Source organism: Frankia sp. CcI156, assembly GCF_001983015.1.
GTDB classification, from domain to species: Bacteria; Actinomycetota; Actinomycetes; order Frankiales; family Frankiaceae; genus Frankia; species Frankia casuarinae.
Map to the genome: position 1 here is coordinate 97,378 of NZ_MOMD01000015.1, position 12,629 is coordinate 110,006.

General features: G+C 70.7%; 11 protein-coding genes. 2 read left to right on the plus strand and 9 right to left on the minus strand.

Annotated elements, in window-relative coordinates; genetic code table 11:
• Nucleotides 1–64: 64 nt before the first annotated feature.
• The 7 genes from CcI156_RS07490 to CcI156_RS27380 form a co-directional block, all read right to left on the minus strand.
• A complete protein-coding gene (locus CcI156_RS07490; protein ID WP_011438312.1) occupies nt 65–1,399 on the minus strand; it encodes a class I SAM-dependent methyltransferase in 1,335 nt (444 codons plus the stop codon).
• Between the two features lie 771 nt (nt 1,400–2,170).
• Nucleotides 2,171–2,800, minus strand: a complete 630-nt coding sequence (locus CcI156_RS07495; protein ID WP_011438314.1) for a dTDP-4-dehydrorhamnose 3,5-epimerase family protein — start codon at nt 2,798–2,800, stop codon at nt 2,171–2,173.
• Nucleotides 2,797–3,825, minus strand: a complete 1,029-nt coding sequence (locus CcI156_RS07500; RefSeq protein WP_011438315.1) for an NAD(P)-dependent oxidoreductase — start codon at nt 3,823–3,825, stop codon at nt 2,797–2,799. Before CcI156_RS07500 ends, CcI156_RS07495 begins: the two co-directional genes overlap by 4 nt.
• 164 nt (nt 3,826–3,989) lie before the next feature.
• Nucleotides 3,990–4,703, minus strand: coding sequence for a serine O-acetyltransferase (locus CcI156_RS07505; protein ID WP_254847307.1), 714 nt, complete (start codon nt 4,701–4,703; stop codon nt 3,990–3,992).
• On the minus strand, nt 4,693–4,929 hold the full coding sequence (locus tag CcI156_RS07510) for an acyl carrier protein (RefSeq protein ID WP_011438317.1): 237 nt from the start codon (nt 4,927–4,929) through the stop codon (nt 4,693–4,695). The genes CcI156_RS07505 and CcI156_RS07510 overlap by 11 nt, the downstream gene beginning before the upstream one ends.
• Nucleotides 4,929–6,992 carry an HAD family hydrolase gene (locus CcI156_RS07515; RefSeq protein WP_023840066.1) on the minus strand — a complete coding sequence of 688 codons (2,064 nt, stop codon included), beginning with the start codon at nt 6,990–6,992 and terminating at the stop codon, nt 4,929–4,931. Before CcI156_RS07515 ends, CcI156_RS07510 begins: the two co-directional genes overlap by 1 nt.
• Nucleotides 6,993–7,089: 97 nt before the next feature.
• On the minus strand, nt 7,090–7,215 hold the full coding sequence (locus tag CcI156_RS27380) for a hypothetical protein (RefSeq protein WP_023840065.1): 126 nt from the start codon (nt 7,213–7,215) through the stop codon (nt 7,090–7,092).
• Between the two features lie 191 nt (nt 7,216–7,406).
• On the opposite strand from CcI156_RS27380, the gene CcI156_RS07520 reads away from it, so the two are divergent.
• Both CcI156_RS07520 and tyrS read left to right on the plus strand, forming a co-directional pair.
• Nucleotides 7,407–8,750, plus strand: a complete 1,344-nt coding sequence (locus tag CcI156_RS07520) for a S8 family serine peptidase (protein ID WP_023840064.1) — start codon at nt 7,407–7,409, stop codon at nt 8,748–8,750.
• A 47-nt stretch (nt 8,751–8,797) separates the two neighbouring features.
• Entirely contained in the window at nt 8,798–10,084 is a 1,287-nt protein-coding gene (gene tyrS / locus CcI156_RS07525; RefSeq protein WP_076804993.1) for a tyrosine--tRNA ligase, read from the plus strand.
• 143 nt (nt 10,085–10,227) lie between these two features.
• On the opposite strand, the gene CcI156_RS07530 is transcribed toward tyrS, so the two are convergent.
• Together CcI156_RS07530 and CcI156_RS07535 are read right to left on the minus strand one after the other, a co-directional pair.
• A complete protein-coding gene (locus CcI156_RS07530; protein WP_076805075.1) occupies nt 10,228–11,139 on the minus strand; it encodes a glycosyltransferase in 912 nt (303 codons plus the stop codon).
• A gap of 220 nt (nt 11,140–11,359) precedes the next feature.
• A complete protein-coding gene (locus tag CcI156_RS07535) occupies nt 11,360–12,592 on the minus strand; it encodes a glycosyltransferase family 2 protein (RefSeq protein WP_076804994.1) in 1,233 nt (410 codons plus the stop codon).
• Nucleotides 12,593–12,629 lie beyond the last annotated feature (37 nt).

Genomic DNA, 12,629 nt, shown 5'->3' on the forward strand with positions numbered 1-12,629 from the left:
CAGCGAGYAGGGTCCGCACAACCGCGGACGGAAATAACGACGGCCTGAGACCACGATGGGTTGCCTACAGCACTACGGGCCGGGGAACCGGCACGATGAAGGAGCCACCGCGCGCGGCGTACTCGGCCTGCTGGGCGATGATCTCCTTCTTCACGTTCCACGCCAGCAGCAGCAGGTAGTCGGGCTGCCGCTCCAGCAGGACGGCAGGATCGAGGATCGGCAACCGGGCGCCGGGCAGGTACCGGCCCTGCTTGTGGATGTTGCGGTCGACGACGAAATCGAGCAGGTCGGTACCGATGCCGCTGGAGTTCAGCAGGGTCGCTCCCTTAGCCGCCGCGCCGTAGGCGGCGATGGTCCTACCGTCGGCGCGCAGCGAGCGCAGCAACGCCACCAGCTCGTCCTGCACGGCGCGGACGTCGTCGCCGAAGCTGGCGTACCGGTCGAACGTGTCGAGCCCGGCGGCCCGCTCGGCGTCGAGCACCGCCGCCACCGACTCGGCCGGGTCCGCGGTGGCGGTGTGCTGCATGCTCCACCGCAGGGTGCCGCCGTGCAGCTCGGGGAACTCCTGGACGCCGACGAGCGCGAGGCCGTGCCGGCGCATCAGGGCGTCGACCGCGATCGTGGAGAAGTAGCAGAAGTGCTCGTGGTAGACCGTGTCGAACTCGGTGTGGGCCAGCAACGCGCCGACCCCGGGGTTCTCGACGTCGACGAGGCCGCCGTCGGCGAGCAGGATCGAGAAGCCCTCGACGAAGCTGTTGAGGTCCGGGACGTGGGCCATCACGTTGTTCGCTATGATCACATCGGCCTTGCGACCCTCCGCGACGAGCTGACGGGCGAGCTCCGCGCCGAAGAACTCCTCGCGGGTCGGCACGCCCGCCTCCCGGGCGGCCGCGGCCGGGCCCGGGGTCGGCTCGATCCCGAGGACCGGGATGCCCCGCTCGACGAACGCCTTCAGCAGGTAGCCGTCGTTGCTGGCGACCTCGACCACCAGGCTGTCCGGCCCGAGGTTGCGGCTCGCGATCAGGTCGATCACGTGCTTCTCCGCGTGGCGGACGAGCATGTCGGAGAACGAGGAGAAGTAGGGATAGTCCTCGTCGAAGATCTCGGACGCCGGCAGCTCGTGGGTGAGCTGGACGAGTGCGCAGGCCTCGCAGAAGCCGACCTCAAGCGGGAACGACGGATCGGTCGCGTCGAGGGCGTCGGCGCGCACCAGGCGGTTGGCGATGGGGGTGGACCCCAGGGAGAGGAACAGGCGCGGGGCCGGTCCGCCGCAGGACCGGCAGGCGATTACCGCCGTGGCGATGCCGCCGGGAGCATCCTGCTTCTGGGTCGCCTGCTTCTGGGTCGCGTCGGCCTCGGCGGTGCCACTACCGCGCTGGGCCGGGGTTGCGGATGACATGCGTTCCCCTAGGTGAGGTGTCGACATCGATCTTCACGATCTGGTGGACGGGAATGGCTGTGCCAGTCGGCCGCGAGGCCGAACGAGAGGCCGAACGACATGATGACCGCACATCCGACCAGAAGGATGTGACGGTCCCGCGAACGACATGATCTTCGTGAAGCCGGGACGGGCCCGCCACGCCGCCGGGCGATCGCCGGCGAAGGCAGGAAGGAGAGCGCGGGCACCGGGCATGCGGGCACCGGTCATCGGCCGGACACCCGCCACCCACCGCCGCAGCGGCGACCGCCGGACGAGCGCTCGTTTCCGTCGGCGAGATGCCACCGCCGGCACCGCTGACGGCAGCCCGATGATTTTCCGGCGAAGATCGGCGGTCATGGGTTCTGCGCACGCCGGGTCATGCTAGCCGGTGGGCACCACCCCCCACGTGACCCACAGTCGCCGAGAGGAAGCCGTGGCACCACCCCCCGACGCCGCCGAGCCGGCCCCGCCAGCCGTCCCGCCCGGCGGGTATCCGCGGCGTTGCAGGCATTGTCGGCCGTCGGTCGACCGACTGTCGACCGACGGCCTCGTTCAGCCGGTCGGGGGAAACCCCGGTAATCCAACCCTCACGTCCGCGCCTGGTTGTCCAGCTGGCAAGACGTGGGATGCCCTCCAGCACCCGCCCCCGTTCGTGGGCAACACCCCACACCCGCCCACTTTTCCCTGCCAGCATTGATTTTCACTGGTGGAGCGGAGGCCCGGCGGTCGACCGAACCGGGGACGACGGATTCAGGCCGTCGCGCCGACCCCGCCGGATGCGTGAGCTACATCACGTTGGATGCCGGGAGGGCCGGGTGGCGCGGCGTCGCCGGATGGTCCGGCCGGGCCATCGCCGGCCAGCAGCGGCCACGCACGGTCCTTGTCGGAGATCACCGAGACGGGCAGCGGCCAGACGATGCCCAGTCGCGGGTCGTCGAAGCGCAGCCCACGGTCGTGTCCCGGCGTGAACGGGACGTTCATCTGATAGGTCGCCTCGGTGGAGTCGACGAGCGTCTGGTACCCGTGCGCCAGGCCCGCGTCGATGAACAGCGCCCGATGGTTGTCGGCCGAGAGCTCCACCGCCACGTGCCGCAGATAGGTCGGCGAGTCCGGGCGGGGATCGACGACGACGTCGAGCAGGGCGCCGCGGGTGCAGCGCACCAGCTTGGTCTCCCGCACCGGCTCCCCCGCCCAGTGCATCCCGCGGACGGTGCCCGCGGAGGCGTTGTAGGCCACGCTGCACTGGGCGACGTCGACCGTGAGCCCCGCGGCGGCGAACTCGTCGGCACAGAACGTGCGCGCGAACATGCCGCGGGCATCGGGGAACGGCTCGACATCGACGATCATCACCCCGGCGATCGGCGTCGGCGTAATGATCACGAGTGGGCCCAGAACAGGTCGGCGTCGAGCTGGCCGGTGCGGATCAGGTACTGAAGCTGCTTGAGCCGGGTGTGCCCGCGGCCGGTGAACGTCTCGTTGTCGAGCTGGATACGGGTGAAGACGTCGTGCAGCTGCTGGGCGCCCCTGAGCGCGTTCCAGTCACAGGAGAAGCCGGGCAGGGTGGAGGCGATCTTGTCGAACGACACCCGGTAGCTGCGATTGTCACCGCCGTTGTCACCGAAGCTCAGCGTGCAGCCGGTGAACACCGTGGCGACCGCGTCCGCGATCTCCTTCACCTGGTAATTCTGCTCGCTGTCGCCGACGTTGAAGATCTGGTTGTGCACGATGTCGCGCGGTGCGGTCAGCACCAGGCGGATCGCCTTCGCGATATCGAGCCCGTGGACCAGCGGGCGCCACGGGGTGCCATCCGAGGTCATCGCGATCTCGCCGGTAGTCCAGGCCACCCCGGCCAGGTTGTTGAGCACGATGTCRAAACGCTGCCGCGGGGAGGCACCGTAGGCGGTGGCGTTGCGCAGGAAGGTCGGCGAGAAGGTGTCGTCCGCCAGCGGGGCGACGTCACGCTCCACGTAGACCTTGCACTCGGCGTAGGGGGTCTGCGGGTTCACCGGCGAGGCCTCGGTGACGTCCACACCRGTCGCGACGCCGTAGACGCTGCAGGAGGACATGTAGACGAACCGTTCGACGCCGGCCTGCTTGGCCAGCTTCGCCAGCCGGACCGAGCCGACGTGGTTCACCTTGTACGTCACGTCCGGGGCGAGCGCGCCGAGCGGGTCGTTGGACAGCTCCGCCATGTGCACGACGGCGTCGACCCCCGCGAAGTCCTCGACCGTGAGATGGCGAAGGTCCTTGTCAAGGGTCAACGGGGTCCGGTCGACGCCGCGGTACAGCCAGCCGTACTTGTAGTAGCCGGTGTCCACGCCGATGACCTCATGGCCATCACGCAGCAGCTCGGGCGCGAGCAGGCACCCCAGATACCCCTCCGTGCCCGTCACGAGCACCTTCATCCGCGAGTCCTCCCCATCTCGGCAACGGCACAGGTCGGGTCCAATCGGACACCAGTGTTCCGGCCTCAAACCGTACCGAGTCGATCCCACGAGCCGGTCGCCGACATCCCGCAGTGGCGCGTCGGCAGTCTCAGCGCGCCGGCGGGCGCGTCACCCGGACGGTCTCAACGCCCCGGTGGGCGCATCACCCGCGCGGGAGCGGCGAAGACGGTCGAGCCCGCCGGCACGTCCGTCATCACGATCGAGCCCGGACCGATCCTGGCGTCGTCGCCGATGCTGATCGCCCCGATGAGGTGGACCCCGGGGGCGAGCTCGACCCGCTTGCCGACCTTCGGCACGTCCCGCGGGCCCGCCGTACCGCTCGCGTAGCCGATGGTCAAGTTGTGCCGCAGGGTGCAGTCGTCCCCGATCACGCAGTGCGGCGGGATGAGGATCGTCTGGTGATGGCCGATGTGGACCCGGCGGCCGATCCGCGCCTGCTCGTCGAGCTCGGCCCCGTACAGGTTACGGATGACCAATTTGTTGACCACCTTGTAGAAGACGGTCACGATCCCGCGGACGGGCTGGCTGCGGGTGCGCCGCCACTGCCCGATGCGATAGACGGCGAGCACGTGCAGCCCCGGGTGGGCGAACKATTTGTAGTGCCGGCGCCAGTCCTCCCGCAGGATCTCCCACAGCCCGAGGTCGGAGGCATCCCGGGTGTCCTGGTCGCCGTCCGTCTCGGCTACCCGGGGGGACGGGGCGGCTGCGGGCTGATCGGCTCGGACGGCGCCGCTCCCTGCGGAGTCGCTCCCTGCGGAGTCGGGTCCGGCGGACCCGCCGGACCCGAGAGGGGCACCGGGGCCGGGGCCGTTGACACGCTCGATCTCAGTGGACACCACTCAGCTCCTCGATGTGCTCGCGCAGGTCACCGACGGTGGCGAAACTCGCGAGCCGTTCATCGGCGATCTGGATCGAGAACTCGCGTTCGACCGCGTAGATGAGGTTGATATGCGCGAGCGAGTCCCACCCCGGTACATCGGCGGCGGTCATTCCGTCGCTGATGACGAGGTCGTCGTCACTGAAGATCTCCCGGAAGATCTGCTGTAGTCGCTCCTGCACCATCAGCGAGGCACCTCTTCCATCTTGCGGTCCTGTGGCCGCGGCTGGGGGAACACCTGGGGAGACAGCCCGGCCACGACGCCGGACGGCTCGGCCACGACGACCCGGATGAGCCCAGGCGGCAGGTACGGCGACCGCGCATCACGGCTCCAGCACGTCGTCTCCGCCGCCGGGGTCGTGGCCGGCGCCGGGTCGACCCGCTCGAAACCGAGCCGTTCGTAGAGGCCGGCCACCAGAACGTTCTTCGCCGACGGCCGGTAGTGCCCGGTCACGCGGGCGAGGCCGCGGCGGCGGGCCTCGGCGAGAACAAGCGCGGCCACCTCGTCCTCGAGGGTCCGGCCGATCACCCGGCAGCTCATCAGCCAGGTGTCGATGTCCAGCGCGTCCGCCGACTCCACCGCGATGACCACGGCGACCAGCCCGTGGTCGGCGAACCGGTCGGCGAGCCGGACGCAGAACACCGCCGTGCCGGGATCGGCGGCCAGCCGCTCGATCTCGGCGGCGCCCCGGCGGCGACCGGTCAGGTTGAACTGGTTGGTCTTGCCGACCAACTGGGCGACCCGCGGCAGGGTCATGTCGTCGAGCGGGACCACGGTAGCGGTCATGTCCAGCCCGCGGTGGAAATCCTCCAGCGAGGTCGCCGCCGCGGCGGCGGCAGCCGTCTCGGCCCGGGCCCGGTACGCGGCGGTGCGCGCGGCGTCCTCGGCCGTGAGGGCGCTGGCCTCGAAGAAGGGATAGTCCGCCAGCGCCCGGACGTAGCCGTGCGGATCGGCGGGCAGCGCCACGACGTCCACCTCGGGAACGAGTTGGCGGACGACCTCGCGTTCGGCCGGGTTGTCGTCAACGAAGACCAGCGCGTCGAGGCCGAGGCCGAGCGCGGCGGCGATCCGGCGGATCTGCGTCGGCTTGTCGTCCCAGCAGGCGCTGAACACCGCGATGTCATCGAGGCCGAGCCGCATCCCCGGATGACGCTCGAACGCCTCCCGGGCGTCGGCGTCGTTGTTCTTGGAACAGACGGCGAGCACGACCCCGCGGGCCTTCAACTCGGCGACGTACGTCTGGAACGCGGCGAACGCCTCCCCGACAGCGCCATCGCCGAGCGCGATGCCGGCCAGGCCCTCCTCCCCGAGCACGCCGCCCCACAGAGTGTTGTCGAGGTCGAGGACCAGGCACTTCCGRCTCGTTCCCAGCTGAGCCCCGATCACCGCGGCGGTGTGCCGGGCCAGCAGCGGCACCTGCGCGAGCGACACCGCCTGCTTGGACCGGTGCCAGTACCGCGCGTCGAACCAGGCACGCTTGCCCACGTCGGCGGCGAGCCGCTCGCAGTCGACGAAGGCGACCCCGTCGCCCCGCTCGCCGGACACCCGGCCGAGTTCGGCGTTGACCCGCGCGAGCATCGCCGGCCGGGAGCCGGGAACCCGCAACGCCAGATGGCCGAGCGCGACCTCGCCGGGGATGGCGAAGGTGTGCTGGACGATCCGGGCCCCGCACCGATTTATGATCATGTCCCACAGCGACGTCCAACGCTCGACCTCGGTGGCCACCGCGGCGGCCGGGTCGTCGGCGACCGCCGGCAGGGCGGTCTCCCCGGCGTGCACCGCGAGCACGACGACGTCGGGCCGGAACCGGTAGAGCTCACTCGCGGGGTCCAGGACCTCCTGGCGGTACTGCCCATAGCCGCATTCGTAGACCTCGACGGCGACCCCGGCTCGCGCCGCGGCCAGCGGCAACAGCGCGGCGAACTGCGACGTCGTGTAACTGCCGAGCACGGCCACCCGCGCGGACCTCGGCAGCGGCGCGACCCGCGGCAGGACGCGGCGCAGCACGCCGGCAGCGGCCGACCAGGCACCGAGGTCGCTGCCGGCGTCGGTGAGCGCCAGGGCCCACCGCACGGCCCCGGCGTCGTCGCCGGCCCGCTCGTGCGCGACGGCGAGATCACGGCACAGCGCCGCGGTCGGGATCTCACTCGTGGCGGCACGCGCGGTCAACTCGGCGATCCGCGGATGTTCCGGCGGTGACGCGACGCCCTCGCCGACGTCCGTGCCGACGTCCCTTCTGTCGGTCATTGCTGCGGCCCCTCTCGGTGCGACTCTTCGCGGCGCCCATACGCGGTTCCTCGGCACTCTACCGTCACGTAAGTGTTGGTAGGCGACGGAGCGACCATCAGGCCAGGGCGGCAACCAGGGACGCGAGGAGCGCGCCCCGGTCCGGTGGAGGTTGCGCGTCGACCGGGACCGGGACCGGGACCGGGGAGGCGGTCACCCGGCAGAGCCACGCCCCACTGGGCATCGATCGTCTCCTGCGCCGTCGAAGGCACTGAAGCCGGGAAAACCACCTCGGGCTATCCGGACGAGCTATCTGCTTTGTAACAGTGGTCTGCATAGACCATGCAATGTGGAAAACTTCCTCAGACAGGGCGCGTAACCGGACACGATCAGCCACGCCCGCCGAGCGGCAGCCCCCGGAGGCAGGACCCCCTCATGCACCACCGCGCCATGCTCGGCCTGCTGGTCGGCCTCGCGCTGCTGGTCGGCCTCGTGATGACGACCGCTCCGGCCGGCGCYGCCGTCCCGCCGCACGCGGCCGGGCCCGGCCCGGCTTCGATCGCGCCCGCCCGAGGCTCGCAGTGGTACCACGCTGTCCTGGGACTCGCCCAGGCGCACCGGATCAGCCAGGGCGCGGGCACGGTGGTGGCCGTCATCGACGGCGGGGTCGACGCCAGCCAACCCAAGTTGTGGGGTCAGCTGCTTCCCGGTACCGGCATCGGCCCCGGGGCGGCGCGGGACGGTTGGCGCGACGATGATCCGAACGGCCACGGCACCGCCATGGCGGGCATCATCGCCGGTCGCAACGACAACGGCCGGCCCGAGGTCCGCGGCATCGCCCCGGCCGCCAAGATCCTGCCCGTCTCGACCGGCGCCGAGGCGAACTCGGAGGAGGTCGCGATCGGCATCCGCCGGGCAGTCGACCTGGGTGCCGACGTCATCAACCTCTCCCTGGGCTCGACGGGGACGGCGACCCCGGACGAGGAGAAAGCGGTCGGCTACGCCCTCGCGCACGACGTGGTGGTGGTCGCCTCGGCGGGGAACGTCGAGTCCGGCGACACCGCGATCAACTCCCCCGCCAGTATCCCGGGGGTGGTCGCGGTGACCGGATCGACGGCCGCTGGTGGTTTCTGGCGGGAATCGGCCCACGGGCCGCGGGCCGTCATCGCCGCGCCGGCCCCCGGTATCCGGGCCCCCGTCCCGACCCGGGTCTCCCCGGACGGCCTGGACACCGGGGGCGGCACCTCGAACTCCGCGGCGATCGTCGCGGGCGTTGTCGCCCTCATCCGGGCCGCCCAGCCGGACCTGGACGCACCCAACGTCATCGAGCGGCTCGTCTACACCGCGCGGGATGCGGGCTCTCCTGGCCGCGACGACGAGTTCGGCTTTGGCATCGTCGACCCCGTCGCGGCGCTGACCCGGGCCGTGCCGGTGGTCAGGAGCAATCCGCTGCTGTCGGCACCGACACGCTGGGGGGTGGGGGGGCCCGCGCCGGCCGCCGGCCGCATCATGCCCGGCGGGCAGGCCCGGGGGTCCGCCGGCGACGCGACGACCCACGGGGCCGGCGCCACACTCACGAACACCGGTCCGATCGGCGCAGCCGGCCCAGACTCATCGAAACCCTCGCCACTGGTCTGGACCGCCGGGCTCGGGATCGCGGCCTCGTTGGGCGTCCTGCTCGGGATCGTGACACATCTGCTGTACGCCTGGCAGCGCGCGACGCGGGCGGGACCGGGCCGCGCGGGCAGCCGCGTCCGCCCGCGCTCCCCTACCGGGTGATCTCGCGGTGTCACTGCGGACCGGCGCGCCACTTCTACCATGGGCCCATGACACACGCGCTCCTGGACGAGCTGTCCTGGCGTGGACTCCTCCACGACAGCACCGATCCCGCCGAGCHGCGGGAGCACCTCGACAGCGGACGGCGGCGCTGCTACATCGGCTTCGACCCGACGGCCCCCTCGCTGACGATCGGCAACCTGCTGCCGATGACCCTGCTGATCCGGGCCGCACGGGCGGGGATCGGCGCGGTMACCCTGTTCGGCGGTGGCACGGGTCTGATCGGCGACCCGTCGGGCAAGTCGGTGGAACGTAGCCTGCTCACCGCCCAGGAGGTACGGACGAACATGCTCGGACAACAGGAGATCATGGAGTCCGTCTTCGCCCGRGCCCTGGACTCCGGCCAGCTACCACAGTTCGTCGACAACGCCGACTGGCTCGACGGACTCGGAATGATCGAGTTTTTGCGGGACGTCGGCAAGCACTTCCCCGTCACCGAGATGGTCCGCCGTGACTCGGTGCGCCGGYGGCTGGACGATCCCGACGTCGGCCTGACCTACACCGAGTTCAGCTACTCCCTGCTCCAGGCGTACGACTTCCGCCGCCTGTGCGAGGACCACGGGGTCACCCTTCAGATGGGCGCCTCCGACCAGTGGGGCAACATCGTCGCCGGGATCGACTACGTGCGACGGGTGCTGCGCACCCAGGTACACGGGCTGACCTGCCCGCTGCTGCTGCGTTCGGACGGCACGAAGTTCGGCAAGTCGGAGAAGGGTGCGGTCTGGCTCTCGGCCGACCGTACCTCGCCCTACACCCTGTACCAGTTCGTGATCAATCTGTCCGACGACGAGGCACGCCGGTTCGCCCTGTTCTTCTCGCTCATCGACCGTGAGCCGCTGGAGCGGCTGTTCGCCGAGCACGCCGAGGCTCCGGGTAAGCGGGCGTTGCAGCGTCACCTGGCGCGGGAGATCACCGCACTGGTGCACGGTCAGGCCGCGGTGGACGCGGCCGAGGYGGCGTCGGCGGCGTTGTTCAGCGGGGACGTGAAGGCGATCGGCGCGGATCTGCTCTCCGACGTCTTCGCCGACGTGCCCACGGTCGAGGAGCCGGCCGCCCGGCTCGAGGATGACGGCTGGCCGGTTGTCGATCTGCTGATCGCCACCGGCCTCGCCAGCAGCAAGCGGGATGCGCGCGAGCACCTGGGCAACCATGCGGTCCTGGTGAACGGGGAACGGGTCGGCGTGGAAGCCACCGTCGGGACCAAGGATCTGCTGCACGGCTCGGTCATCCTGGTCCGCCGCGGTCGCCGGGAATGGCGGGTGGCCCGCTTCACCTGAGCCCGGGACCAGCGAGCCCGGGACCAGCGAGCCCGGGACCAGCGAGCCCGGGACCAGCGAGTTCACTTCCCTGCCTGGCCAGAGGGACGAATCGGACAAACAGCCCACTGAACAGGCAGGGAACGAACGAGGAACGGGCGCGGCTACTGGGCCGGCGGTCCGACCAGCAGGCCCTTGATATATGCGGCGTGCTCGTCGGCCACTGCCTTCCTGCCCCGGRCCCGAGAGAGCACCGTACGCCCGGCGTAGCCGGCGACGAGCATCGAGCGCATCACGTTCACCCGAGCCGGCGCATTGTGCTTACGCAGATAACGCACCATGGACGCACCGCGCATCTGCAGCATCCATGTCTTACCGGCCCCGGAACCTCCCGCCCCGTGGGGTACCAGCAGATCGGTGCGCAGCTTCTGCCGCAGCCCCGCCTCACGGATCGCCCGGCCGAGCGCCATGTCCTCGTTGTAGACGTAGAACGTCTCATCAAAGGCGCCCAGTTCGAGGAAGGTGGACCGACGGACGGCCATGCAGGCGCCGGTCAGCCACTCGGGGTTCATCGGGCGGCCCGGTGTCGGCCGGGCGAACAGCGCCGAGCTCGGCGCCACCTTGTGCGCTCCCAGCACGTGCAGCAGCACCCGGCGAGGCGTCGGCTCCCAGCCGCCGTTACCGAGCTCGGGCTTGTCGTCGTGCCCCTTCATGGTGGCCGCGCTGGTCACCAGTTCGGGATCGGCGATGAGGTCGTCGACCAGCGTGTCGATGACCTCCACGGTGGGCCGGCTGTCCGGGTTGCCGAGCACCACGTACTCGTAGCGCGACGAACGGATGCCCATGTTGGCGGCCTTCGCGAATCCCTTGCCGCCACCGGAGTCGAGGTAACGGCTGTTGGGCCGGTCCGCGATCAGCTCGTCAACGCGGTCGAYGCCCTCCGCGTTATCGATGATCACAACCGGCATGTCCAACGGAAGGGTCGCGAAGAGCTGCTCGAGCTGGCCACGGCTGTGAAAACTGACCAGTACCAGCTCGTACTGCCACCTGGACCGGTTGGACTTCTCGACGGACATGGCGGCACGCTCCTCACTGCGTGTGCTGACGCGCACTCAGGTGGATATCCACGCCTCGTGCGGTGTTGCGGTGTCGCGCCACACGGTATTCCCACCCCACGGCGGGTGGTATTTCGATAGGCGTAGCCGGTGACGGGCCGCGGTGGGTTCTCCGGTCGAGGCCGGTCCCGGCCGGCGTCAGCGGCGTCAGTTGCCGGAGCAGGTCAGTTGCCGGAGCAGGTCAGTTGCCGGCCGGGGCCAACTCGGTCGGCGGGCCAGGCGGCGTCGTCTGCCCCGGTGGCAGGACCGACCCCGGGGGCGCCGGTGACGTCGCGGAGGCCACGGCCGGCCGCTCCGGCTTGGGCCAGACGGCGGGCCGGTCCCGGGCCACAAAGCGCCGCACCCCGCCGAGCGCGACGGCCTGCAGGAAGAAGACCTGCGCGACCAGGCGGGTCGGACCGGGCGGCGTGCGCCCGGTCAGCAGCGCCGCGGTACTCACAGCGCCGACGGCGTTGCCGGCCAGGAACAGCCGGGCAATCCAGCTCCGGCGGGCGGCCGGGAGGGCGAGCCCCACCAGGACGACCTGCGCCAACGGGCCGAATGACGAGCGGACCAGCCGGTGGCCCCACAGTTGCGGGGTGACCGGCAGCGCGCCGGGCACCAGCGCCGCCCGGCGCCGCCAGAGCATGTCGAGGTTGCCAGCGACGATCCGGGTCCGCCGCTCCCACTCCGCCGAGTAGTCCGGGCTCGACGACTCGATCGAGTACGCCTCGGGTTCGTAGACGACCCGCAGCCCCCCTTCGAGGATGTCGAGAGCCAGCCAGGCATCGTCGACGGCCACGTCCGCGGGCAGGGGCCGAAACGCCTGGCGGCGGAAGGCCAGCATCTCGCCGACCACGCCGATGGTCGCCCCGGTCGCCGACTCGCGGCGCTTCAGCCAGGACTCGAACTTCCAGTAGAAGCCCTGGGCGCCGTCGGGATCGTCAACCTGCTTCTCCCCCGCCACCGCGCCGACCGTCTCGTCGGTGAAATGACGGGCGGCTGCCCGCAGGGCACCGGGCGCGAGCACAGCGTTCGCATCGGTGAGCACCACGAGCTCGTGGGTGGCGGCGGCGACTCCCCGGTTGACCGCCCGCGCCTTGCCGAGGCGTTYCCCSGACGACAGCACCCGCACGCCGGGCCGGCGCGAGGCCTCGGCCGTCTCCGGATCGTCGGCCACGACGATGATCTCCATCGGCCCGGGATAGTCCGCGCGGGTGAGTTCATCCAGTTTCGCCCCGATCACCGCCGACTCCCGATAGGCGGAGACGACCACGCTCAGTCCCGGCCAGATCTCAGGGTCCGGCGGTGCCGTCGACTCCAGACCACGGCTGCGCAATCCGATATAGATCGGATACAAGACGTGACCGTAAACGGTTGTGGCTCCCAGCGCCGCCACGGCGGCACCTCGACCGATGGTCCGGACACCTGTCATGGCGKTTACCGTAGCGTTCCGCCGGTCAGCCACAACC